23 protein-coding genes are annotated in these 22,120 nt (G+C 65.6%); 9 read left to right on the forward strand and 14 right to left on the reverse strand.

Annotated elements, in window-relative coordinates; genetic code table 11:
• Positions 1-11 precede the first annotated feature (11 nt).
• The 3 genes from PSAL_RS15225 to PSAL_RS15235 all read left to right on the forward strand — a co-directional run bounded on the left by PSAL_RS15225 (position 12) and on the right by PSAL_RS15235 (position 2,424).
• On the forward strand, positions 12-785 hold the full coding sequence (locus tag PSAL_RS15225; protein WP_119839408.1) for a DUF6478 family protein: 774 nt from the start codon (positions 12-14) through the stop codon (positions 783-785).
• 13 nt (positions 786-798) lie between these two features.
• Positions 799-1,311: a hypothetical protein gene (locus PSAL_RS15230; RefSeq protein ID WP_196222799.1), complete on the forward strand. Its 513-nt coding sequence runs from the start codon at positions 799-801 to the stop codon at positions 1,309-1,311.
• A 207-nt stretch (positions 1,312-1,518) separates the two neighbouring features.
• Positions 1,519-2,424 (forward strand): LysR family transcriptional regulator, encoded by a 906-nt coding sequence (locus PSAL_RS15235; RefSeq protein ID WP_119839409.1) that lies wholly within the window; start codon positions 1,519-1,521, stop codon positions 2,422-2,424.
• A gap of 33 nt (positions 2,425-2,457) precedes the next feature.
• Here the strand turns inward: PSAL_RS15235 and PSAL_RS15240 are convergent, their stop codons facing one another.
• The 3 genes from PSAL_RS15240 to PSAL_RS15250 are packed head-to-tail and all read right to left on the reverse strand — an operon-like array spanning position 2,458 to position 4,979.
• Positions 2,458-3,516, reverse strand: a complete 1,059-nt coding sequence (locus tag PSAL_RS15240) for an OmpA family protein (protein WP_119839410.1) — start codon at positions 3,514-3,516, stop codon at positions 2,458-2,460.
• 9 nt (positions 3,517-3,525) lie between these two features.
• Positions 3,526-4,260 carry a GNAT family N-acetyltransferase gene (locus PSAL_RS15245; RefSeq protein WP_119839411.1) on the reverse strand — a complete coding sequence of 245 codons (735 nt, stop codon included), beginning with the start codon at positions 4,258-4,260 and terminating at the stop codon, positions 3,526-3,528.
• A complete protein-coding gene (locus tag PSAL_RS15250) occupies positions 4,257-4,979 on the reverse strand; it encodes a competence/damage-inducible protein A (RefSeq protein WP_119839412.1) in 723 nt (240 codons plus the stop codon). The genes PSAL_RS15245 and PSAL_RS15250 overlap by 4 nt, the downstream gene beginning before the upstream one ends.
• Positions 4,980-5,025: 46 nt before the next feature.
• Between PSAL_RS15250 and sfsA the strand changes: the two genes are divergently transcribed.
• Both sfsA and map read left to right on the forward strand, forming a co-directional pair.
• Entirely contained in the window at positions 5,026-5,733 is a 708-nt protein-coding gene (gene sfsA / locus PSAL_RS15255) for a DNA/RNA nuclease SfsA (protein WP_119839413.1), read from the forward strand.
• A 146-nt stretch (positions 5,734-5,879) separates the two neighbouring features.
• Entirely contained in the window at positions 5,880-6,674 is a 795-nt protein-coding gene (gene map, locus PSAL_RS15260; protein WP_119839414.1) for a type I methionyl aminopeptidase, read from the forward strand.
• A 40-nt stretch (positions 6,675-6,714) separates the two neighbouring features.
• Here the strand turns inward: map and rsmD are convergent, their stop codons facing one another.
• Positions 6,715-7,275 (reverse strand): 16S rRNA (guanine(966)-N(2))-methyltransferase RsmD, encoded by a 561-nt coding sequence (rsmD, locus tag PSAL_RS15265; protein ID WP_119839415.1) that lies wholly within the window; start codon positions 7,273-7,275, stop codon positions 6,715-6,717.
• Positions 7,275-8,483, reverse strand: a complete 1,209-nt coding sequence (locus PSAL_RS15270; RefSeq protein ID WP_119839416.1) for an NAD(P)/FAD-dependent oxidoreductase — start codon at positions 8,481-8,483, stop codon at positions 7,275-7,277. The genes rsmD and PSAL_RS15270 overlap by 1 nt, the downstream gene beginning before the upstream one ends.
• An 89-nt stretch (positions 8,484-8,572) precedes the next feature.
• Here PSAL_RS15270 and PSAL_RS15275 point away from each other — a divergent pair, with 89 nt between their 5' ends.
• Positions 8,573-9,061, forward strand: a complete 489-nt coding sequence (locus tag PSAL_RS15275) for a peroxiredoxin (RefSeq protein ID WP_119839417.1) — start codon at positions 8,573-8,575, stop codon at positions 9,059-9,061.
• Positions 9,062-9,105: 44 nt separating this feature from the next.
• Here the strand turns inward: PSAL_RS15275 and PSAL_RS15280 are convergent, their stop codons facing one another.
• Positions 9,106-9,681, reverse strand: a complete 576-nt coding sequence (locus PSAL_RS15280; protein ID WP_119839418.1) for a protein-tyrosine phosphatase family protein — start codon at positions 9,679-9,681, stop codon at positions 9,106-9,108.
• 114 nt (positions 9,682-9,795) lie between these two features.
• Here PSAL_RS15280 and PSAL_RS15285 point away from each other — a divergent pair, with 114 nt between their 5' ends.
• Positions 9,796-10,476 (forward strand): GntR family transcriptional regulator, encoded by a 681-nt coding sequence (locus PSAL_RS15285; RefSeq protein ID WP_119839419.1) that lies wholly within the window; start codon positions 9,796-9,798, stop codon positions 10,474-10,476.
• Between the two features lie 90 nt (positions 10,477-10,566).
• Here the strand turns inward: PSAL_RS15285 and PSAL_RS15290 are convergent, their stop codons facing one another.
• The 7 genes from PSAL_RS15290 to PSAL_RS15320 all read right to left on the reverse strand — a co-directional run bounded on the left by PSAL_RS15290 (position 10,567) and on the right by PSAL_RS15320 (position 17,510).
• Positions 10,567-11,439: a mechanosensitive ion channel family protein gene (locus PSAL_RS15290; RefSeq protein WP_119839420.1), complete on the reverse strand. Its 873-nt coding sequence runs from the start codon at positions 11,437-11,439 to the stop codon at positions 10,567-10,569.
• The gene (locus PSAL_RS15295; RefSeq protein WP_119839421.1) at positions 11,436-11,732 is read right to left on the reverse strand and encodes a 4a-hydroxytetrahydrobiopterin dehydratase; all 297 of its coding nucleotides are present in this window, start codon (positions 11,730-11,732) and stop codon (positions 11,436-11,438) included. The genes PSAL_RS15290 and PSAL_RS15295 overlap by 4 nt, the downstream gene beginning before the upstream one ends.
• The gene (locus tag PSAL_RS15300) at positions 11,729-12,925 is read right to left on the reverse strand and encodes a GNAT family N-acetyltransferase (RefSeq protein ID WP_119839422.1); all 1,197 of its coding nucleotides are present in this window, start codon (positions 12,923-12,925) and stop codon (positions 11,729-11,731) included. The genes PSAL_RS15295 and PSAL_RS15300 overlap by 4 nt, the downstream gene beginning before the upstream one ends.
• A gap of 32 nt (positions 12,926-12,957) precedes the next feature.
• A complete protein-coding gene (locus tag PSAL_RS15305; RefSeq protein WP_119839423.1) occupies positions 12,958-13,761 on the reverse strand; it encodes a glycerophosphodiester phosphodiesterase family protein in 804 nt (267 codons plus the stop codon).
• A 55-nt stretch (positions 13,762-13,816) separates the two neighbouring features.
• A complete protein-coding gene (locus PSAL_RS15310) occupies positions 13,817-14,281 on the reverse strand; it encodes a RidA family protein (RefSeq protein ID WP_119839424.1) in 465 nt (154 codons plus the stop codon).
• Between the two features lie 161 nt (positions 14,282-14,442).
• The gene (locus tag PSAL_RS15315) at positions 14,443-15,780 is read right to left on the reverse strand and encodes an HlyD family type I secretion periplasmic adaptor subunit (RefSeq protein WP_119839425.1); all 1,338 of its coding nucleotides are present in this window, start codon (positions 15,778-15,780) and stop codon (positions 14,443-14,445) included.
• Positions 15,777-17,510: a type I secretion system permease/ATPase gene (locus PSAL_RS15320; RefSeq protein ID WP_119839426.1), complete on the reverse strand. Its 1,734-nt coding sequence runs from the start codon at positions 17,508-17,510 to the stop codon at positions 15,777-15,779. Before PSAL_RS15320 ends, PSAL_RS15315 begins: the two co-directional genes overlap by 4 nt.
• A 221-nt stretch (positions 17,511-17,731) precedes the next feature.
• Between PSAL_RS15320 and PSAL_RS15325 the strand changes: the two genes are divergently transcribed.
• Both PSAL_RS15325 and PSAL_RS15330 read left to right on the forward strand, forming a co-directional pair.
• Positions 17,732-18,709, forward strand: a complete 978-nt coding sequence (locus tag PSAL_RS15325) for an MlaA family lipoprotein (RefSeq protein WP_231388539.1) — start codon at positions 17,732-17,734, stop codon at positions 18,707-18,709.
• Positions 18,687-19,307: an MlaC/ttg2D family ABC transporter substrate-binding protein gene (locus PSAL_RS15330; protein WP_119839427.1), complete on the forward strand. Its 621-nt coding sequence runs from the start codon at positions 18,687-18,689 to the stop codon at positions 19,305-19,307. Before PSAL_RS15325 ends, PSAL_RS15330 begins: the two co-directional genes overlap by 23 nt.
• Before the next feature lie 110 nt (positions 19,308-19,417).
• On the opposite strand, the gene PSAL_RS15335 is transcribed toward PSAL_RS15330, so the two are convergent.
• Entirely contained in the window at positions 19,418-21,439 is a 2,022-nt protein-coding gene (locus tag PSAL_RS15335; RefSeq protein WP_119839460.1) for a transglycosylase domain-containing protein, read from the reverse strand.
• Positions 21,440-22,120: the final 681 nt, after the last annotated feature.

The raw sequence follows: 22,120 nt of genomic DNA on the forward strand, positions 1-22,120 counted from the left end.
GGGGGAAGGGAATGGCGCTTTCTATCCGATCTATGCTGCGCAGGCAGATCGAGCAGCGGGAATTCAGCCGCTGGCGATATCGCGCCGCCACGGTCGAAGATACCCGCCTTTCGTTGCTGCGCCGTCAGGTCCTGCAGGCGCAGCGTCTGCGCGCCGAGCTTGACCAATTGATCCAGGTTGCCGACAGCCGGCTAGCCTTTCCTGCCGTGGGGGCGAACGGGTTCGACCTGCCTCAGGATACCGATTGGCGCTGGCGTCCCGCCCTGTGGCGGGGTCCGCTGCCGCGCCCCGGTGTCACCGCCGTCACCTCGGGCGAGGAACTGGGCGAAGAGGTCAAGCTGTTCCACGATTGCGCCGCCCCCGAGGTCACCCTGCGCCAGATGCGCAATCACAGCGAAAACGACCTTGCGCCCTTCGGCCTGCGGATGGAGGTTTTCGGCTTTACGGGCAGTTTCCTGTCGCTGGCCGTCGATCTGCCCGCCGAGGCGATTGCCGGTCTGCGCCGCCGGCATCTGGTGCGCGTCGCAGCCCATTTCGATCTGGAGCGCCCGATCGAAATCTTTGTCCGGCTGAATATCAAGCACGGTCCCAATACCGAAGAACTGGTCGAACCGCTGCCGGGCTCCGGGCCCGAAAGCATGGTGGAATTCGACCTCGCCTATTCCGAAATCAACGAAAAGCGGATCGAGAAAGCCTGGGTAGACATCATCTTTGGCGATCCGGCGATGAATGCGGTGGCCCTGCGCGACCTGACCTTCAGTCGCCGTCCGCGCGCCGAATTGTGACTGGAGGCCCTGCATGACCGACACCACCCTGATCAAGACCCGACTTGCGGGTGGCACCTGGCAAGGGCTGCTGACTGCGCGGGGGCGGCGGACGCCCCCGGCCCTGGACGTGCGGGTGGACGACCGCGTGGTCGAAGGGGTCGAATTGACCGCCCCGGAGGCCGGGCCGGGCGTGGACGTCGCCAACAGCTGGCTCGTGACCGTGCCGATTCCGGCGGCGGCGATTGCCGATGGGGTGCGGGTCTTTGTCATTCAGGAACAGGAGTCGGGCCGGCTTCTGAACAGCTTTGCCATCGTCGCCGGAGAGGCGCTTCAGGATCGCCTGATTGCCGAGGTGGAGCTTTTGCGCGCCGAACTCGACATGCTGAAACGGGCGTTTCGCAACCATTGTGCCACGACCTCGGGCCAGGCGGGGCAGGCTCATGACGATCGCGGCCCGCTGGAAGATCCTCAGGACGGGCCCTGGCGGGACGAGGGCTGGGAAGAAGACCCCTGGCAGGTCGATCCGGGTCCGGAAGAAACCTAGAAACGGCCCGGCCGTGATCGAGCCGAGTGCGCTGCAGGGGCCTCGACTCCCAATGGCGCAAGGCGCTGCCGACCCTTCAAACCCGGCATTTTCGTTTCTCTTTGGGCGACGATCCCGACGATTACCCTGATATTGTCCATGCTCTGCCCCTTTCTTGCCAGATTTGACGCCAATAAACGTCATGTTCGGGAACAGGCAGGCGGGCATATGGATCGGCTCACGGAAATGGAAGCTTTCGCCACGGTGGTGGATCAGGGGGGCTTCACCGATGCGGCGAAGAAGATGGGGATCTCGAAATCCGCGGTTTCCAAGCATGTTTCCTCGCTCGAGGCGCGGCTTGGCGCGCGGCTGCTGAACCGCACCACGCGGCGGGTGTCGCCTACGGAAATCGGGCTGGCCTACTACGACTGCGCCCGCCGGGTCCTGACCAGCGCTGGCGAGGCGGATGCGCTGGTGACCTCGATGCAGGGCGCGCCGTCGGGGGCGTTGCGGATCTCGGTCACCAAGGATTTCGGCGTCAATCATCTGAGCCCGGTTCTGGGGCGGTTCCTGGCCGAATATCCTGCCGTCACCGTGTCGATGGATCTGACCAACCGGCATGTGGAACTGGTCAGCGAAGGCTTTGACGTGGCCGTGCGCATGGGGGCGCCCGCCGATGGCAGCCTGTTGACGCAGGAACTGACCCGCACGACCCGGCGCATGGTCGCCAGCCCAAGCTATTTTCAGCGCCATGGCCGCCCCCAGAAGATAGACGATCTGAGCGATCATCGCCTGTTGCATTATTCCGACCAGATCGGCGGCCATGCCTGGCGGCTGATCGCCCCTTCGGGCGAGGTGCGGCAGGTCCGCACCGGCGGCGCCCTGTCGGTGAACGACGGGCAGTCGCTTCTGAATGCCGCGATCTCGGGGCTGGGCATCGCCTATCTGCCGGGCTTTCTTTACGCCAAGGCCCTGCAGGACGGGATGGTCGAGGATGTGATCCCGGCCCTGCCCATGGATGAGGTCGGCATCTTTGCCACCTATCCGCCGGGGCGTTTCACCCAGCCGAAGGTGCGGGCCTTCGTGGATTTCCTGACCGAAGCCTTTGCCGAAAAGGGCCCGGGCTTTCACTAGGGCCCCGGCCTTCACGAAAACCTTGGCGCCCGGTCAGGGATCGGTGACCAGTACCGCTTCGACCCGGCGGTTGGCTTCGCGCCCCTCGGGGCTGCGGTTGCTGGTGATCGGTGCCAGATACCCGATGCCGCGCATTGACAGCCTGTCGCCGGCCACCCCGTATTCCTCGATCAGCCGGTTGCGCACTGATTGTGCCCGCAGGCGCGACAGGGCGATATTGCCGTCCAGCGCCCCAAGGTTGTCGGTGTGCCCGACCAGCGCGACGGTGGCGGCCGGGTTGTCGGCCAGAAAATCCGCAAGCGCTGTCAGGCTGGCATAAGGCGCGTCGGCCAGGTCGGAAGCCCCGGTGGTAAAGGCCAGGCCGGCCAGGACCGCATGACCGCGCCGCAGCAATTGCGCCGCAATCGGCAAGCCATCGGTGGTGGTATCCGGCAGGTTGTCGGCCCTCGGCAGGTCGGGCGCGGCGATTGTGACATCGAGGCCCTGCTCATCGTCCGTAGCCTCGGGTGTCACATGGATAAGTTGCACGAAACCGGCAGCGGCAGAGCGGCTGACCACCAGAAAGACCTGTTCGCCGCCTGATGTTTCGCCGTCGCCGGCTCCGTCCCGCTGCCCGGAGAAGGCGCGGAAATCGAACAGGTCGACATACATGTCCGGCGGTTGCAGGATCTCGGCGCCAAAGCGGAAATCAAAGCCCCCGCAGGCGTCGGTTTCACAATCAAGCTGCGGCGTGAACCCGGCGGCAACCAATTGATCGCGCAGCGGCGCAAAGACCTGAAGCGTGGTCCGGCTTTGCCCCGGCAGACGCCAGCTTTGCCGGGAAACCTCGCCCTCCACGACCTTCACCGGCAGGGTGCCCTCGCTGAAGGGGCCAAGCGGCAGCGCGAAAGAGGCATAGTCCACCGCGCTTGCCTGTGGCACGGCCCCCGCTGGCAGGCTGAGCGCCAGGGGTGCTGCGTCAAGGTGAGGCGCTGTGCCGATCACCATGCCGAAGGTCAGGGCCAGCCCGGCTATTGCGCGCAGAGCCAGGCGCTGAGAGGGCTTGGGCGCCTTGGCAGGGCGTGTCGGACAGGTTGGATCAGGGGATGTCATCTGGGGCTTTCAGCCTTTCTGCCGGTAATGGTAGCCGCCAACCAGCGCCATGCCGAGCCTGGAATACAGCGCATTGCCCGCCGCGTTCGCACGGGTGCAGACGACCGAAAGCTCCGCCGCACCCTGCTGCAGGGCCCAGGCGGCAGCGTCGATCATCATGGCGCGGCCCATCCCCTTGCCGCGCAGGTCCGGGCTGACTTCCAGCGCGTGCAGCATGGCGATTCCGTCTGTGGTGGCGACGAAGGCGGTGGCGGCGGGGCTGTTGCGCCAGCGGCCCAGCAGGGTGGTGCGCGGCCCGGTCGCGCGCTGCATCACGGCGATGCGTCCGGCACCGATGCCACCTTCGGCCCAGATTTCCTGCTGGATGGCGAGCGGTTTCCAGATCGCCATCGACCCGCAGTCCGGCGAGCGCGCTTGCGCCGCCAGATCCGCCGTCGTGCCAAGGTAGGCCAGCACCGGGTCGATCACGTCATAGCCGCGCGCGGCAAGGGCCGCGTCCAGCGCCAGGTCGCGGTCAGTCAGGCGGAACAGCGGCGGCTGGCCCCAGGCGGCAAGGCCCGCCTCGGCGCGGTCGATCTGCGCATCGGTCACCGGGCGGTCGGTCGAGGCGGCCGAGACACGTTTGCCCCCGCCCGCTCCGCGCCGCAGGGTCCAGGGCCCGTCGCGCAGGATTTCGGCGGCAGGCCAGGTGCCGTCGACCACGTCCATCAGGCGCGCGGTCTTGTCCCCGGCCTGTGTGATCATGCCGGGAATGTTTCGGCCAGGCGGGCCATGGCGGCATCGACCTGCGGCCCCTCGGAGCCCCGGATCACGATGGTCGCACCATAGACCCCGTCGCGCTGGAACGGGTAGGAACCGATGGACAGATCCGGGAAATCCTGCGCCAGGACACGCAGCGGCCCGGCGATTTCGCCTTCGCCGCGATTGATGCGCAGGGACTGGCTGAGCAGCGGTTTTCCCCCGGTCAGGCCGGGCAGGACGGTGGCGACCATGGCCTCGAAAACAGCCGGAACGCCGGCCATGACATGCACGTTTTCAAGGGTGAACCCCGGCGCGATCGAGACCGGGTTGTCGATCAGCGCCGCGCCTTCGGGAATGCGGGCCATGCGCAGGCGTGCTTCTGTGACTTCGGTGCCGCGGGCCTCCCAATGGCTGACCAGCAGGTCGCGGGCATCTTCGCGCACGTCGATGCTGCGGCCGAAGGCGGCGGCGATGCAATCGGCGGTAATGTCGTCATGGGTCGGCCCGATCCCGCCCGAGGTGAAGACCTCGTCATATGCCTCCGACAGCGCCTTGACGGCGGCGGTGATCGACGGGGCATCGTCGCTGACCACGCGGACCTCTTTCAGGTCGATACCCATCTTGGTCAGCTCACCGGCGAGGAAGTACATATTGGCATCGCGGGTGCGTCCCGACAGGATCTCGTCCCCGATCACGAGCATGGCGGCGGTGGGATTGGGCATCTGTGAACTCCTTGAGCGTGGCTGTTGAAATCTATAGGCCCGCGCCATGCGCTTTCAAACCCCACTTGTGCCCGCCACGCTATTGCGCCGTTACAAGCGCTTCCTCGCTGATATCCGGCTTGAGGACGGGACCGAAGTGGTCGCCCATTGCGCAAACCCCGGCTCGATGCTGGGTCTGCGGGAACCGGGCTGCCGGATCTGGGTCGAACCCAACGACGATCCGAAGAAGAAACTGAAATACGGCTGGCGACTGGTCGAGCATGGGGATGGGCATTTCACCGGCGTCGATACCTCGGTGCCCAATCGCGCGCTGAAAGAGGCGCTGATGGCCGGGCAGGTGCCGGGCCTGACCGGCTATGATCAGGTGCTGCCGGAACAGAAATACGGCACCGCGAGCCGGGTCGATTTCCTGCTGCGGGGTGCGGGGCGTCCCGATGCCTATGTCGAGGTCAAATCCATGACCCTCAGCCGTCAGCCGGGTCTTGCGGAGTTTCCCGACAGCGTGACCGCGCGCGGGCTGAAGCACCTGGAGGAACTCGCGCAGGTCGCGCAGCAGGGGCACCGGGCGGTGATGCTGTTCCTCGTTCAGCGCACCGATGCCCGGGCCACGGCCATCGCCGCCGACATCGACCCGGGGTATGCGGAGGGCTATGCCCGTGCCCTTGCCGCCGGGGTCGAGGCGCTGGCATTTGGCTGCAATATCGCGCCCGAAGAGATCACTTTGGCCGGTGCCTTGCCGCCCCCGCCTGCGTGAACCCGGGTTCTCTGGAATTTCCCCCGCGATTGCCTTATTTGGGGGACAAGAGGTCGGCTGGCGTCATGCGCCGGGCCAGAGGGCATGGTTGCCAGTTTATTACCGATGCAAGGGCGAAAGATTTGAAACAGGAACATCGTGGCCGCATGACGCGGGAAGGGATCCGGATCTACGAACCAGCCGACGTGGAAGGCTTCCGCGCGGCCTGTCAGGTCACGGCCCGTATACTTGACGAGGTGGCCGCCCATGTCTGGCCGGGCCAGTCGACGGCCGCCATCGACAAGTTCATCGAGGACAAGGTGACCGAATATGGCACCACCTCGGCGACCATCGGGTACAAGGGGTATCAGCATGCCTCCTGTATCTCGGTCAACCACGTGGTCTGCCACGGCATCCCCGGTGACAAGACGCTGAAGGATGGCGACATCCTGAACATCGACGTGACGGTGATCTTGGATGGCTGGTTCGGGGACAGTTCGCGGATGTACGTTGCCGGCAAACCCAGCCGCAAGGCCGAGCGGCTGATGGATGTCACCCACGACGCCTTGATGCTGGGGATCGAGGCGGTGAAGCCCGGCAATACCTTTGGCGACATCGGCCATGCAATCCAGACCTATGTCGAAAGCAACCGCATGTCGGTGGTCCGCGATTTCTGCGGCCATGGCGTCGGACGGGTCTTCCATGCGCCGCCCAACGTGCTGCACTACGGCCGTCCGGGCAGTGGCGCGACGCTGGAAGAAGGCATGTTCTTTACCATCGAGCCCATGGTGAACCTTGGCCGGCCTGAAACCAAGGTGCTGGCCGATGACTGGACCGCCGTCACGCGGGACAAGTCCTGGTCGGCACAATACGAACATTCCGTAAGCGTGACCGCCACGGGCGTCGAGGTCCATACCACCTCGCCGGGGGGCGTTTTCCACCGGACCTGGGAAGCCCTGTAATCCATCGGATTGGCCCCTTGCCCGCCGATGCGGGATGGGGTCAGCCGCGTTCCAGCAGGGTGATATGGGTGTCGCCATAGCGGCGGCTTTCCAGCAGCACAAAGCCCTCGGGCGCCTCCTGGGGCGTGCTTTCCTCCCAGACGATCAGCGCCTCTTCGGCGATCCAGCCTTGGGCCGTCGCAGCGGCCAGGGCGGTCTGACCATGCCCGCGCCCATAGGGCGGGTCGAGGAATACCAGCCCGGCAGGCACGCCGGGGCAGGCGGGCAGGCGGTTGGCGTTCACGCGCAGCAGACTGGTGCGATCCTTCGCGCGCAGCTCTGCCACGTTTTGCGAAATCAGCCGCTGCGCCACCCGCCCGTCATCGACAAAGGTGCAGTGGCGCGCCCCGCGCGACAGCGCCTCCAGCCCGAGGGCCCCTGTTCCGGCGAACAGATCCAGCACCACCCGGTCCGTCACCGGGTCGCCAAAGCGCCCGCCCATCAGGACGGAAAACAGGCTTTCGCGCACCCGGTCGGTGGTGGGGCGCAGATGTGCGCCCGCGTCGCCCTTGCCAAGCGCGGCCAGGCGGCGGCCGCGGTATTCGCCCCCGATGATGCGCATCAGCCCTTCATCAGCTCCTTCAGGTCGGTGGCGGGATCGGCCAGTTTCACAGGATCGGCGGTCTTGCCCGCCTCGATCAGGCGCTTGCCGACCATGTAGCCGCGCGGATCGTTCATCGCATCCACCGCCAGCAGGCGGTCACCGGCGAAGTACCAATGGCTGACCGCGCCCTTGTCGCCAAGCCGCGCCACCACGTTGTCATAGCCGGTGTTCAGCCCGGCGATCTGCAGCTTGACCTCGTATTGATCGGACCAGAACCAGGGCTTGGGCACATAGGGTTTTGCCCCGCCCAGCATGTTGACGGCCACGGCTTCGGCCATGTCGATGGCGTTCTGAACGCTTTCCAGACGCAGCCGCCCGCCTTGCCAGGGGAAGCTGGCACAATCGCCCGCCGACCAGATATGCGGATCGCTGGTGCGCCCGTGGGAATCACAGCGGATGCCGTTCTCGATCTCCAGCCCGGCTTCTTCCGCCAGGATTTCGTCGGGCAGGATTCCCATGCCGACGATCACGAAATCGACTTCCAGCTCGGTACCGTCGCCCAGCACGGCGCCGCTGACGCGGCCCGCGCCCGTCAGCCGTTCCAATCCGGTGCCTTCCCGCAGATCGACGCCGCGCGACAGGTGCAGGTCGCGGAAATAGCGCGAGGTTTCAGGGCAGGCGACCCGTTGCAGGATACGGTCCGCCATCTCGATCAGGGTGACTTGCAGGCCCAGCTTGCTGGCCACGGCGGCCGCTTCCAGCCCGATGTAGCCGCCTCCGACGATCAACACCCGCGCGCCTTGCTGGAACTCGGGCGCCATGGCATCGACATCCGCCAGGCTGCGCACCGCGTAGACGCCGGCCAGATTGCCGCCAAGGGCCGCCGGCAGATGGCGCGGTACGGACCCGGTGGTCAGGGCCAGCTGATCGTATCTGACCACCTCACCGCCAACGATGATTTCCCTGGCAGCGGGGGCGATTGCCTCGACCGGGGCGCCAAGGCGCAGGTCGATACCGTTCTCGGCGTACCAGCTTTCGGGCCGCAGGTAGAGCCGCGCTTCGTCCATCTCGCCCAGCAGGTACTTCTTCGACAGCGGAGGCCGTTGATATGGCGGCGCGATTTCCCCGCCGAACATGGTGATTGTCCCGCTGAAGCCTTCGCTGCGCAGCTTCGCGACAAGCGAGGCCCCGGCTTGTCCGGCGCCGATCACGGCAATATCGGTCATCAGAATTCTCTCACTCTCTCTGGCCCGTCGGGATCGGCAGGCTATAGTCGGGACCATGTGAAACGCAACTCCAGAACAGGATGCAAGACATGACCATTTCCACAGGAGATACCCTGCCCGATGCAACCCTGGTCACAATGGGCGACGAGGGCCCGGTGACCGTGTCGATGAAAGAAAAGCTGGCCGGCCGCAAGGTCGTGGTCTTCGGGCTGCCCGGCGCCTTCACCGGCACCTGCACTTCCGCCCATGTGCCCAGCTTCATCCGCACCAAGGGCGATTTCGACGCCAAGGGCGTGGACGAGATCATCTGCGTCGCGGTCAACGACCCCTTCGTGATGGCCGCCTGGGGGGACTCCACCGGTGCGACCGAGGCGGGCCTGACCTTCCTTGGCGATCCGGCGGCGGAGTTCACCAAGGCCATCGGCCTTGAGTTCACCGCGCCGCCCGTCGGGCTGTACGACCGGTCCAAGCGCTATGCGCTTTATGCCGAGGACGGCGTGGTCAAGGTGCTGCACCTGGAAGACAGCCCGGGCACCTGCGATGTCTCGGGCGGTGAAAGCCTTCTGGACGACATGTAATGCCCTTTCCGGGGCGGGCCTTGGCTTGCCCCGGACCCTACGACCTAGCGGTCTGACGCCGTGCCCCCATACCGTGGCAGTGTTGCGTCCCGCCGGTCCATCAGCCAATCCTGTTGCACATCGCTTTCCACCGCCTCGGGGATGGCCGAGCGGGTCATTTGCAGGGCGATTTCTGGCGCGAAGCCGCGTTCGATCAGCAGCAGACAGGCCAGCAATCCGCTGCGTCCGGCGCCGTACTGACAGGTGATCCCCAGCCGCCCGCCCTGGTCCAGCCTGTCGTGCAACCCGTCCCGCAGCCCGGCCCAACGGATCATGAAATCCCCATCCGGCGCCTTGAAATCCGGGATCGGCAGATGCAGCAGTTCGGCCCCGCGCCTGTCCAGCGCCGCGCCAAGCTGGTCCAGCGCGCCCTCGGGCAATTCACCTGTTTCGGGCAGCGCGATCCACAGGGGGGCACCGCCCAGATGGTCCAGAACCGCCGCCCGGATCCCGGCGTCGATATACCCCGCCCCCTGCACGGTGGTGGCCAGCCCCGGAAACCCGGCGAGCAGGCAGCTTCCACCGTCCGGAACCGGCAAGATCCCGCGAATGGACAGCGCCCTGGCGACCTCTTCGGGCATTATATGTATTCCCACCTTTTGACGTGTCGTTCCCGCAGACATAAGGTCGATCAACGCATAAGTATAAAATACCTGCCCGAGCAGGCAACGGCACGGAGCCGGAAAAGACCCCAGATGAGAGCAACCAACGAAGAAATCGCGGCCGTTCTGCGTGAACGTATCTGCCTTTTCGCAGGTCCGGGCGACATGCTTTTGCACGAGGGGCAATTGGCGGCGGAATTCGGTGTCTCGCGCACGCCGATCCGGCAGGTCCTGCAGATGCTGGCCTATGAAAGTCTGGTCGAGACCCGGTCCGGCGTCGGCACGATCGTATCGCCCTTGTTGCCCGAACGGCGCCGCAATGACGAAATCGCCTTTCGGGCCCTTCTTTCTGCGGCTGCATCCTGTCCGGTCCCGGGCCGCTATGGTCTGGACGAGGCGGGGGCGCTGCTGCGTAAGGCCCGCGTCTTGCTGCGCGCCGAAGGACCCATCACCCGAGACCGACTTTTCCACCTGTTGGAGCATCTGCTGGACGCCACGGCCATCCTTGTGGATGACCATATCCTGGTTGCCGCCATGCGGGCATCCTGTCTGCGCTACATGCGCTGGGTGGTCACCGAACTGCCTCTGGCGTCGCAGGATGCAGAGGCCGAATATGCCGAATGGCTGGAGGCGGGGATCCGGTTGGCGGTCAGCGCGCCCAGTGCAGATCTTCTGAGGCATCTCGCCCGTCGCAAGGATTGCCCCGTGGCCGCCGATCCCACCCCCGAGGCCGCTCCGGACACCGCTTCGGGGGATGCGGACCCGGGAGCCTGAAGAAAGCGCCATGAAAAAGGGGCGCCCGAAGGACGCCCCGCAAATGGGTCACAACACCCGTTTTCAGCCGAAGGTCATTCTACCACTGGATCAAAGGCCCAGATCGGCCCCGTCCTCGGCCTTTTTCACAGTGAGCGTTCGTGTGGGAAAGGGAATGTCGATGCCACCGGCATCCATCGCCTCCTTCACCTTGCGTGTCATGTCGGTCTGAAAGCCGAACAGATCGGCGCGGTTGCACCAGACGCGCACCAGGAAGTCGACCGAGCTTTCGCCGAGGTTGCTGACCTGAATAAAGGGCTCGGGGTCGGCCAGGGCGCGGGGATCGGCCAGGATGGTGTCCTTGATGATCTGCTCGGCCGCCTTCAGGTCGCTGTCGTAGCTGACGCCAAAGGTCCATTCCGCCCGACGGGTCGGATAGACCGAATAGTTGGTGATCGTATTGCCCCAGACCTGGCTGTTGGGGATGATGATCTGGGTATTGGACAGGCTGGCCAACTCTGTGTTGTTGAGCGAGATCGACATGACCGTGCCCATCTGGCCGCTGACCTCGACGAAATCGCCGTTCTTGAACGGGCGGAAGAAGATGATCATCACGCCGGCGGCGATATTGGACAGGGTGCCTTGCAGGGCCAGACCGATGGCAAGACCGGCGGCACCGATCAGGGCGACGATCGAGGTCGTCTGCACCCCGAAGGTGTTCAGCACGAAAAGCACCGACAGGCCGATCACCGCGTAGCTCAGGATCGAGCCGAAGAAGGCGAACAGCGTGTCGTCCAGTTCCTGATGCTTCTTCGAGATCCCGAGGATCCGGCGCTTGACCCATCCGGCAAACCAGAAGCCGACGATCAGGATCAGGATGGCAGCAAGGACATTGCCGAGGACCGAGGCCAGCAGTTCAAGGGAAATCACGTCCCCGATGCTGTGTCCGTTCCAGAGTTCTTTGTTCCAAAAAGAGTCGATCATGTCAGCAGCTGGTCCATTTTTCTTGCAAGTTTCGCATCCAGCGACGTTAAGCCGCCCATGTCATGGGTTGTCAACCTGACGTTGACTGTCTTGTAACTGTTGCTCCAGTCCGGGTGATGGTCCCATTTCTCGGCCCAGAGCGCTGCGCGGGTCATGAAGGCGAAGGCTTCGGTGAAGTCGCCGAAGGTAAATGTCTTTTCCAGCACGTCGCCGTCGCTGTCGATTTCCCAGCCGGAGTCCAGCAAGGGGCCCAGCAGGGCGTCGCGGGCGGATTTGCTGAAAAGTTCGGTCATTCCTGTTCCTCCTGTTGTTCGCGGCGGAAAGGACCGTATTCGGTCAGAACCTCGATATCCTCGTCGACGGCACGGGCTTCGGCCCGCAGGAATTCGTCGATGGCATGGGCGAGGTTCGGATCGGCGATCCAGTGCAGCGAATGGGTGCGGGCGGGCAGATAGCCGCGCGCCAGCTTGTGTTCGCCCTGTGCTCCGGCTTCGACGCGGGCCTTGCCGGTGGCGATGGCATGGTCGATGGCCTGATAGTAGCACAGTTCGAAATGCAGGCAGGGATGGTGTTCGGTGCAGCCCCAGTAGCGCCCGAACAGCACGTCCCGCCCGATCATGTTCAGCGCGCCGGCGACCATCTGGCCGTCGCGTTCGGCCAGCGCCAGAAGCACGTCGTCGCGCATCTCCTGTTGCAGGATGTCGAAGAAATCCCGCGTCAGGTAGGGCGTGCCCCATTTGCGGCTGCCGGTGTCCATGTAGAAACGCCAGAAGGCATCCCAATGCGCCGGGCGCAGGTCGTCCCCGGTCAGCAGATGGATGCGGCCACCGAAGTCCTGCGCCTGCCGGCGTTCCTTGCGGATATTCTTGCGCTTGCGTGACGACAGCGTTTCGAGAAAGTCATCGAAGGTCGCGTAGCCCCGGTTTTCCCAGTGGAACTGCGTCGAATAGCGCCGCATAAGGCCCATGGCTTCGCCCGCCTCGGCCTCGGCTTCGGTGCAGAAGGTCGCATGCAGCCCCGACAGCCCGTTTTCCGACGCCAGTTGCACCGCGCCCTGCACCAGAGCCGCCATCCCGGTGCCCTCATGGCCCGGCTTGACCAGAAAACGCCGCCCCGTCGCGGGGGTGAAGGGCACGGCGATCTGCAGCTTCGGGTAATAGCGCCCGCCGGCGCGTTCATAGGCATGGGCCCAGTTGAAATCGAAGATATATTCGCCCTGGCTATGCCCCTTGGCATAGGATGGGGCGACGCCGATCAGCGTGCCGTCGCTCCATGCGGTCAGGTAATGCGGCTCCCACCCGGTGCCGGGCCCGACCGAGCCGCTGTCTTCCAGCGCTTTCAGGAACCGCCAGGTGGTGAAGGGGTCGATGGGGGCGCCGCCCGTGCTGGTCTCGGGGCAGGCGCAGGCATCCCATTCGGCCTGCGCGATCCCGGAAACAGAGGACAGCAGGCGGATTTCGATACTTTGGTCGCGGGAATTATCCATCCCCCGATTATCTGTCCCGCGCCGTGGCGGGATCAAGCGGGAATGGCCGCGTCATACCCTTCGAAGGTCACATTGTCGGCAAGCGCCCGCGCAGATGCCTCTTCGGCCGAAGACCGGATAGTCCAGCAGAGCACGGGGATGCCCGCGTCACGCAGCGCCTGCACGGCGGGGCGGTCAAGGTCGCGGGCGTGATGGCTGATGAACGAAGACCCGGTGGTCGCGAAGTCCGCAAGGTCGCGCAGCCGGGCCCGGCGTGCTTCGGGCAGGCTCGGGAAATCGTCCGCATCATAGCCGCAGCTGGTCAGGCCACGCGGGACGCCGGGCGCAAACCGGGCCATGCGGGCGACCGCGTCGGGGTTGAAGGACATGAAGGCCAGTGGACCGTCATAGCCTTCGACCGCTGCGGCGGCGGCTTTTTCAAGCGTCTCGGGAGGTAGGTCGGGGACATCCGCACGGCCCTGATCCTTGATCTCGACCAGCAGGGGCACGCGCCCCGCGACCAGGTCGAGGATCTCGGCAAAAGTGGGGATGGTGTCCGAAGAACCCGTCAGGGTCAGGCCCCGCAGCGACGCGGCATCCTGCGCGCAGACCGGGCCGGTCGCACCGGTCACGCGGTCGAGCGTGTCGTCGTGAAAGACCATGGCGACCCCATCGGAGGACGGTTGCAGGTCGATCTCGATCCCGTAACCGGCCTCGACGGCGGCGAGGATGGCGGCGCGGCTGTTTTCGATCCGCCCGCCGGCTTGATCGTGAAAGCCCCGGTGCGCGATGGGCGCGCCCCGGAAGCTGTCGTGCAGGGTCGGGGATGTCGGCGTCTGGGCGGTCGGGTCGGACATGGTGTTTCCTGTCGGTATCGGGTCAGGCTCACAGGGTCAGGCGCACAGGGCAGGCTCAGACGAGTTCGAAGATGCCTTCGATCTCGACCGCGCCATTCATCGGCAGCGCCCCGGCGGACACGGCGGACCGCGCGTGGCGGCCGGCATCGCCCAGTACCGCGACCAGCAGATCCGAGGCACCGTTGATCACGGCGGGCTGGTCTTCGAAGTCGGGGGTGGAATTGACGAAGGCGGTCAGCTTCAGCACCCGCTTCAGCCGGGTCCAGTCGCCGTCGCAGGCCGCGTGGACCTGAGACAGAAGGCTGAGCGCGCAGCGTTTGGCGGCTTCGGAGCCCTGTTCAGGGGTCAGATCCGTGCCGACCTTGCCGGTGATCGGGCCATTTTCATCGATCGAGATCTGGCCCGAGACATAGACTGTCTTGCCGCTGATCATATAGGGAACGTAGTTGGCAATGGGCGCGGCTGCCTTGGGCAGGGTCAGGCCAAGCTCGGCCAGGCGGGCGTCGATATCGGTGCTCATGTGCGTCTCCGTTGCGGGGCGATGTTTGGCGCGACGCTACAAGCCCGCGCCGCGATTGCAACCGCGAATGCACCGGGCCGGAGCCGCAGGCGGATCGTTTGGGGCGGGTCTTGAAGAGGTGTCCCTGGCCTTGGGGATGTCCTGCCGGTTCCCTTGCGGCGTCAGCGGAACGCCTTGGCAAAATAATCCGCAAAGGGTTTCACCAGATAGGCCAGGGGGGTGCGGTCGCCGGTGCGCAGGTAGGCCTCGACCGGCATGCCGGGGATCAGCAATTGGTCCTGGGGCAGCTTGTCCGTTTCGCCCGCGTTCAAGCGAATCTCGACCTGGTAGTAGGCCTGCCCCGTGACCTCGTCGCGAAAGGCATCGGCGCTGATCCGGGTCAGCCTGCCGGCCAGTTCCGGGGTCGTGCGTTGGTCGAAGGCGGGAAAGCGCAGCAGCGCGTCCTGATCAAGGTGCAGCGCATCCACATGGATCGGCTCTACCCGCGCGGCGATGACCAGCGGACGGTCGTCGGGCACCAAGTAGAGCACCGGCTCGGCCGGTTTCAGGACCGATCGCGGCCCGAAAACCTGCAGATCATAGACCACGCCAGCCACCGGAGAGCGGATTTGCAGCCGATCCAGCCTTTGACCCAGGGCGCGGCGGCGTTCCAGCAATTCCAATTCCCGGTATTGCTGTTCGCGCAGGCCCTCGATGGCTTCCTGGCGGGCCGAGACACCGAGGTTCAGGATTTCCAGCCGGGTCTCCGTGATCCGCCCCTGGGCTTCGGCGCGGGCTGCGGTCAAATCGCCGATCTCGCCCTGAAGGCGGGCGGATTCGCGTTGCAGGGCCAGCACCCGCGCGATCTGCGACAAACCCCGATCCAGCAGGCCCTGTTGAATTTCCAACTCCTGCGCGATCAGGTCCAGTTGCAGGGAATAGGCCGCAAGCTGCGCTTCCATCCCGTTGATTTGACTTGAAATCTGGGCGCTGCGTTCCTGCAATTGCTGTTCGGCCTGACGCCGGGCGACCTGTCGTGCCGCGCGCAGGCGGGTCTGCCCGGCCAACAGTTCGGCCACGTCGGGATTGCGCGCCGCTTCCTCCATCGCGAGCGTCGGGAAGACAAGTGTATCGGCGTCGTCCCGTTCAGCCACCAGGCGTCCGCGCCGGGCCATGAGTTCGAAAAGCTGCCCTTCGACGATCGCGAGGTCCGACGCCAGACCGTCGGCGTCAAGTTCCAGCAGGATTGCGCCGGCATCGACCCGATCGCCCTCGGCGACGCCGAGCGTGCGGACAACGCCGCCCTCGGGGTGCTGGACCACCTGGCGATTGCGCTCGACTTCGATCTGACCCGAAGCGATGACCGCGCCGGCGATCCGCGTCAGGGCGGACCAGGTGCCGAAGCCGCCAAGGAGCAACAGCAGGGCGGCGAACCCCAGCAGCAGCGGCATGCGGGCCGACAGCACCCTGTCGCCCGCACGGGAGGCGGAAGGCCTGGGCGGAGGTGCCTGTCTGGTCATTGTACACCCCCCTGACCGGTCGCCTTGCGGATCTGGTCATGGTTCTGCAACACCTTGCGCAGCACGTCGTCACGCGGTCCGAAGGCGACGCGATTGCCATGTTCCAGCATCAGCAGCAGGTCGCATTCCTGGATCGCCGCGGGCCTGTGCGCCATGATCATGATCGCGCAGCCTTCGGATTTCAGCACCCGGATCGCGCTGTTCAGCGCCTCGCTGCCTTCGTTGTCGAGGTTCGAGTTCGGCTCGTCCAGCACCAGCAGCACCGGGTCGCCATACATCGCCCGCGCCAGGCCGATCCGCTGGATCTGGCCACCGGACAAGCGGCCGCCATGGGCGCTGACCATTGTGTCATAGCCTTCGGGCATCCGCAGGATCATGTCATGGGCATCGGCGCGCCGCGCGGCTTCGACCACCTTGGCGTCATCCGGCGTCTCGGCCATGCGAGAGATATTGGCGCCGATGCTGCCGTCGAACAATTCGACCCTCTGCGGCAGGTAGCCGATCAGGTTGCCGAGCATCTCGCCGGGATATTGTTCAAGCGTGGCGCCGTCGAGGCGGATCTTGCCCCCCTGACAGGGCCAGGCGCCGGTCATGGCGCGGGCCAGCGTGGATTTGCCCGCCCCCGAGGGGCCGATGACGCCAAGCGCCTGGCCCGGGTCGATGCCGAAACTGACCATGCGCAGGGTGGCGGCCTTTTCGCCCGGTGGCGTGACGGTGGCCTGCTGAATCTCGACCTTGGCCCTGGGGCGCGGCAGGGTGGTCCGGGGTGGCTCCGCCGGTTCGATCCCCAGCAGCCAGGCGAGGTTGGTCCAGCCGCGCCGCGCGCGTTGCAGCAGCGGCCAGTTGCCGATCAATTGTTCCACCGGGTTCAGCGCGCGCCCCAACAGAACCGAGCCCGCAATCATCGCGCCGGCGCTGATTTCGCCCCGCAGGGCCAGCAGCGCCCCAAGGCCCAGCATTGCCGATTGCAGGAACAGCCGCAGCGTCTTGGTCAGCACCGAAAAGCCCGAGGTCACGTCGGCCAGCGCGATCTGGCGGCCGACCGCCATGCGACGCAAGCCCAGCCAGCGGCGGAAGACCGCGCCGCTCATGCCCATGGCGCGGATCATGCCGGCCTCTGCGCGCATCTGGTCGGCCTGACCTTGTGCCTGTTGTGCGGCCCCCTCAGCCTCGGCCTGGGGGTCGCGGGACAACATCTGGTTGAGCAGGGCGACCAGGATCAACACCGCCCCACCGCATAGCGCCAGACCACCCAGCAATGGGTGGAACAGGGCGATCCCGGCCAGGAAGACCGGCGTCCAGGGCAGGTCGAACAGCGCGCCGGGCACCGGAGAGGCCAGCAGCCTTTGCTGCGCCTCCACATCGGGGAGGGCCGAAGCGGACAGGGGATCGGCATGGATCGCGGCGCGGCGCAGTGCGGCGTCATAGGCGCGGACGTCCAGCCGCGATTGCATCCTTGCCCCGATCCGCGACATGATCCGCCCCCGCGCGAAATCGAGCACGCCCATGACGCCGAACAGGAAGGCGATCAGCACCGTCAGGGCCATCAGCGTCTCGACAGATCGCGTGGTCATCACCCGATCATAGACCAGCATCATGTAGAGCGGCCCGGCCAGCATCAGGAGATTGGCGAAGACTGAAAACAGCGCGGCGACCCAGAACAGGGCGCGATTTTCCCGACGAATGGCGCGCAGTTCGACCAGCCCCCGGGCCTTGATCTGGTCGATCATCGGGCGCTCCCGGTCCGCAGCGGCCGCCGGAGAGGCGCCATCATATTGCGACCCGCGTCTTTCCGCCCATGGCAATTTCGCGGTGTCGCGAGGGAAGTCAAGATCATAGTATGGCCCTTGATGGCCTGCGTCGCCACCGGGGGTGGCCTGTCGTTTCCGCGATACAGGTCAATTTTTTGCATGGGCAAGCTATGACACTCGCGCATTTAAAGAATAGATAAATGCTGCAGGCTATTCTGGCCTTCTATTGGACCCAATTTGAAGAGATTGATCAGCGGATGACCAACAGCCCTGCCGTGTCCCGGCCCCGGAATGCTTCTTCCCAACCTGCCGGATCCCTGCGGTCCAGGTCCATACGCCGCGCGACCATGGCCGGCCTCGCCACGCTTGTCGCGCTGACGCTGGCGGGCTGTGCCGGGAACCAGCCTGCAGACACGCCGACACGGCTTTACGATGACCCCTACGAGGCGGATAACCGCAAGACCCACTCCTTCAACAAGGCGCTGGACACGAATGTCCTGCGGCCCGTGTCGGTCACCTATGTCAAGGTCGTGCCACATGAATTCCGGTACCTGCTGGGCAATTTCGGCGAGAACCTCGGCACGCCGCTGGACGTGGTGAACAACCTGCTGCAATTCCGCTTTGGCCAGGCGGCCCTGAACACGGCGCGCTTCGTGATGAACACCACGCTCGGCTTCGGCGGTACGGTGGATGCGGCGACGAAATTCGGCATCCCCTGGCGCGATACCGATTTCGGCGAAACGCTTTACGTCTGGGGTGTTCCCGAAGGCGCCTACGTCGAACTGCCGGTCTTTGGCCCGTCGAATCAGCGCGATGCGGTCGCCAAGGTGGTGGACTTCATGAACTCGCCGCTCAGTTGGTTCGGGTATGACGTGAACGCGGATGTCTACCTGGTCGGTCTCGGCGCCCGGATGAGCGGCATCGCCTCGGCGCGGGGCGAAAATGCCGAAACCATCGACTCCGTGCTTTACAGCAGTGCCGACAGCTATTCCCAGGCGCGGTCGATCTACCTGCAGAACCGTCGCTATCAGCTGGCACGGAACGCGGGACGGACCGGAATGGGATCGAGCGAGGGGTCCGGATATGACGACCCCTATGGAAATTCCGACGAAGACCCTTATCTCGAGTCCTATGATGATCCCTATGGTGAGACCTATGACGATCCTTACGCGCAATAACCCGAACCGACGCGGCTTTCTTGCTGCCGGAGCAGCGGCGCTTGCCGCCTCCGCCCTTCTGCCCGGAGCCGCGCGCGCGCTGACCGGGTCGCAGGCCGAACAGCTGGTGACCTCGGCGGTCGACCGGATCAATACCGTGATCTCCTCCGGCAAATCCGAATCCGCGATGATTGCGGATTTTCAGCAGATCCTGAACCAATACGCCGATGTGAACATCATCGCCCGTTCCTGTCTTGGTGCCTCTGCGCGCACGGCATCGGCGGCTGAAATGGCGGCCTATACCAAGGCCTTCTCCGGCTACCTGGCCCGTAAGTACGGCAAGCGGTTCCGCGAATTCATCGGCGGTGAGATCACGGTCAAGGGATCGCGCCAGGTGAAGACCTGGTACGAGGTTTCCTCGACCGCGGACCTGAGTGGGCAATCGCCTTTCGAAGTGCGCTTCCTGGTCTCGGACGGATCGGGCAAGCCGCTGTTCTTCGACCTGTTCATCGAAGGCATTTCGCTGCGCCTGACCGAACGGGACGAAATCGGCGCGATGCTGGATCAGAACCGTGGCAGCATGGCCGGTCTGACGGCCGCCCTGCAGAAGGCGGGCTGAGGCCAGCGCGCCACCGGTTCGAGGACCGGCCCGTGGCCAAATATCCGACAAATTGAAAAGGGCGGCCCCGCGGGGTCGCCCTTTTGTTGTTTCCGCCCGATCTGGTCGCGTCAATTCAGTCCGAAGATATCACGCAGGGCTTTTTCGATGACATTCTCGACCTGCTTGATCGGATTGCTGCCCGACGACCCCGCGCTGCCGCTGTCACCGGCCATTTCGCGCCCTTGCGAAGTGTCCGGATGGATCATCGGCAGGGGACGCGGTTCCAGCCCGTCCTGCACGCGGACCATGGTTTCATGGAAGATCTCGGCAGGCAGGCCCGACCCGGTGACACCGGTCAGCGGCGTGTTGTTGTCATAGCCCATCCAGACCCCGATCACGTAGTCCGCCGAGAAGCCGATGAACCAGGCATCCCGCGCGGCCTGCGTGGTGCCGGTCTTGCCGGCGATCTCGACATTGTCGAGCCCGGCGCGCTGGCCGGTGCCGCTCAGCACCACTTGGCGCATCATGTAGATCAGCTCGCGCGCTGCATCTTCGCGGATCACCCGTTCGCCGATGCCGCCTTCGGTTTCCGCCAGCGGTTCGCTGTCGCCCTGCAGCGTGACCCGCGTCATGCCGTAGGGTTCCACTGAAGAACCGCCGTTCAGGATGCCGGCATAGGCGCCGACCATCTCGATCAGCGTCGCTTCCGAGGCGCCAAGCGCCAGGGCCGGACCGGGGGCGAGATCATGCCCGATGCCGAAGTCCTCGGCCACCTTGCGGACGTTGTCGAGGCCGGCCGCCTGGGCCACCCGTACCGCCGGAATATTGAGGGATTTCTTCAGCGCATCGACCAAGGTCACCGGGCCGCGGAAGTCATGGTCGTAGTTTTCCGGCGTCCAGGGGCCGGAGCCTGGGATGTTGATGGTCAGAGGTGCGTCCTGAACGATGTCGTTCCAGGACCAGCCCAGTTCCAGCGCGGTTGCATAGACGAAGGGTTTGAAGCTGCTGCCGGTCTGGCGCAGCGCCTGGGTGGCACGGTTGAACACCCCGCCACCGTCAAGGTCACGCCCGCCGACCATGCCACGCACCGCGCCATCGGCGCTCATCACGACAATGGCGGCCTGCGCATCTGATCCTTCGCGGACCTTGGTTTCAAAGACATGGGCCAGCGCCCCTTCGGCGCTTTTCTGGATGCGCGGGTCCAGCGTCGTGTCAAAGACCACGTCGGCATTGCGCCGGGTCAGGAAATCCGGGGCCGAGGACATCAGCCAGTCGGCGAAATAGCCCCCGGACTGGTCACGCGCCGCGTCGGACAGCTGCGCTGGATGGGCAATGGCCTGTTCGGCCTGCGCGGCGGTCAGGTAATCCTGATCCTCCATCAGCCCGATGATCAGGTTGGCGCGGTTCTGGCTGCGCGCCAGATTGTTGGTCGGCGCGTAACGCGTCGGCGCGACCAGCAACCCGGCCAGCATGGCGGCCTGCGCGGGATCGACATCGGCGGCGCTCTTGCCGAAATAGCGCTCGCTCGCGGCTTCGAACCCGCGCGTACCTTCGCCCAGATAGGCGCGGTTCATGTAGATGGTCAGGATGTCGTTCTTGGAATACCGCATCTCCATCCCGACGGCATAGACCGCTTCCTTGGCCTTGCGCCAAAGGGTGGTCTGGCGGCAGTCGGATTCATAGGCGGATTCGTTCTTCCAGACAGTCGGGTCATAGGGCACCCCGAGGCAGATCAGCTTGGCCGTCTGCTGGGTGATGGTCGAACCGCCGTGCCCTTCCAGCGGGCCACGGCCTTCGCGCAGGTTGATCGCGATGGCGCCGATGACGCCACGCGGACTGACCCCGAAATGCCGGTAAAAGCGCCGGTCCTCAGTCGCCACGATGGCGTTCAGCAGGTTCGGAGAGACATTCTCGGCCGAGACCAGCCCACCATATTGATCGCCGCGCCAGGCAAAGGTTTGCCCCGAGGCATCGCGCATGGTGACCGATCCGCGCGCGCGACCGTCGGTCAGATCCTCGACCGGGGGCAGGGTCACGGCGACAAAGGCCGAGGCGATCAGGATCAGGGCGACCGAAACCGCGCCGATGCGCCAGAGCACCCGCCAGATCAGGCTGAACGTCAGGCGGATGATATTGTAGAAGAAGCGCAGCACCGGGTTGCGCGGCCCACGGGACGGACCCCGACCCGAGCCCCCGCGACCCGAGCCCCCGCGACCCGAGCCCCCGCGACCCGAGCCCCCGCGACCTGATCCACCGCGCCCTGAACCGCCCCCGAACCGCCTGCCCCGGGGCGCCCTTTCGCGCTGCGGGGTGAGGACTTTGCCGGAGCCTTGGCCGATGCCCGGGTCTTGCCGGTGGGTTTGGGCGCAGGTTTCGTCGGTTTGCGGGCAGGGGCCCTGGCGGGCTTTCGCGCCGGCGCCTTGCCTGCGGTCGGACGGGGGGCGGGCTCTGCTTCGGGGTGAACGTCCTGGGCCATGGGGGCCTCGGGGACGGAACGGGATGGCCGGGCCGGCTGGGGCGCGCGGTTCTGCATGTCGGGACAGGTCGGCTCACCGCCGGCCGTGCGCTGCTCCGCGCGAACGTAAGCCTGCCGGAGCGGCGTCCTGTGCTGGGCCTGATCCGTCAAACGAGGATCCGTCACACGCGGGTCCACCGGTTCCTGAGCGACCGGGCCCCGCCCCGTCACGCCCCGGGAGGCTGTGCCAGCGGTGGATGTGGGCGGGGTCGGCGCCATACCGCGGGACAATTGGGGTTCACCCCCCCCGCGTCGCACCAGCTTGCGCCCCTGTCCCGCGCTCGCCGTGCCCTGCGGGTCCACGCCATGGCGGCGG

This window comes from Pseudooceanicola algae (assembly GCF_003590145.2).
Classification (GTDB): Bacteria; Pseudomonadota; Alphaproteobacteria; order Rhodobacterales; family Rhodobacteraceae; genus Pseudooceanicola; species Pseudooceanicola algae.

Bases quoted from the DNA above. Each gene is read 5' to 3' on its own strand.
- PSAL_RS15225 (WP_119839408.1), top strand. From the start codon at position 12: ATGGCGCTTTCTATCCGATCTATGCTGCGCAGGCAGATCGAGCAGCGG.
- PSAL_RS15230 (WP_196222799.1), top strand. From the start codon at position 799: ATGACCGACACCACCCTGATCAAGACCCGACTTGCGGGTGGCACCTGG.
- PSAL_RS15235 (WP_119839409.1), top strand. From the start codon at position 1,519: ATGGATCGGCTCACGGAAATGGAAGCTTTCGCCACGGTGGTGGATCAG.
- PSAL_RS15240 (WP_119839410.1), bottom strand. From the start codon at position 3,516: ATGACATCCCCTGATCCAACCTGTCCGACACGCCCTGCCAAGGCGCCC.
- PSAL_RS15245 (WP_119839411.1), bottom strand. From the start codon at position 4,260: ATGATCACACAGGCCGGGGACAAGACCGCGCGCCTGATGGACGTGGTC.
- PSAL_RS15250 (WP_119839412.1), bottom strand. From the start codon at position 4,979: ATGCCCAATCCCACCGCCGCCATGCTCGTGATCGGGGACGAGATCCTG.
- sfsA (WP_119839413.1), top strand. From the start codon at position 5,026: ATGCGCTTTCAAACCCCACTTGTGCCCGCCACGCTATTGCGCCGTTAC.
- map (WP_119839414.1), top strand. From the start codon at position 5,880: ATGACGCGGGAAGGGATCCGGATCTACGAACCAGCCGACGTGGAAGGC.
- rsmD (WP_119839415.1), bottom strand. From the start codon at position 7,275: ATGCGCATCATCGGGGGCGAATACCGCGGCCGCCGCCTGGCCGCGCTT.
- PSAL_RS15270 (WP_119839416.1), bottom strand. From the start codon at position 8,483: ATGACCGATATTGCCGTGATCGGCGCCGGACAAGCCGGGGCCTCGCTT.
- PSAL_RS15275 (WP_119839417.1), top strand. From the start codon at position 8,573: ATGACCATTTCCACAGGAGATACCCTGCCCGATGCAACCCTGGTCACA.
- PSAL_RS15280 (WP_119839418.1), bottom strand. From the start codon at position 9,681: ATGCCCGAAGAGGTCGCCAGGGCGCTGTCCATTCGCGGGATCTTGCCG.
- PSAL_RS15285 (WP_119839419.1), top strand. From the start codon at position 9,796: ATGAGAGCAACCAACGAAGAAATCGCGGCCGTTCTGCGTGAACGTATC.
- PSAL_RS15290 (WP_119839420.1), bottom strand. From the start codon at position 11,439: ATGATCGACTCTTTTTGGAACAAAGAACTCTGGAACGGACACAGCATC.
- PSAL_RS15295 (WP_119839421.1), bottom strand. From the start codon at position 11,732: ATGACCGAACTTTTCAGCAAATCCGCCCGCGACGCCCTGCTGGGCCCC.
- PSAL_RS15300 (WP_119839422.1), bottom strand. From the start codon at position 12,925: ATGGATAATTCCCGCGACCAAAGTATCGAAATCCGCCTGCTGTCCTCT.
- PSAL_RS15305 (WP_119839423.1), bottom strand. From the start codon at position 13,761: ATGTCCGACCCGACCGCCCAGACGCCGACATCCCCGACCCTGCACGAC.
- PSAL_RS15310 (WP_119839424.1), bottom strand. From the start codon at position 14,281: ATGAGCACCGATATCGACGCCCGCCTGGCCGAGCTTGGCCTGACCCTG.
- PSAL_RS15315 (WP_119839425.1), bottom strand. From the start codon at position 15,780: ATGACCAGACAGGCACCTCCGCCCAGGCCTTCCGCCTCCCGTGCGGGC.
- PSAL_RS15320 (WP_119839426.1), bottom strand. From the start codon at position 17,510: ATGATCGACCAGATCAAGGCCCGGGGGCTGGTCGAACTGCGCGCCATT.
- PSAL_RS15325 (WP_231388539.1), top strand. From the start codon at position 17,732: ATGCTGCAGGCTATTCTGGCCTTCTATTGGACCCAATTTGAAGAGATT.
- PSAL_RS15330 (WP_119839427.1), top strand. From the start codon at position 18,687: ATGACGATCCTTACGCGCAATAACCCGAACCGACGCGGCTTTCTTGCT.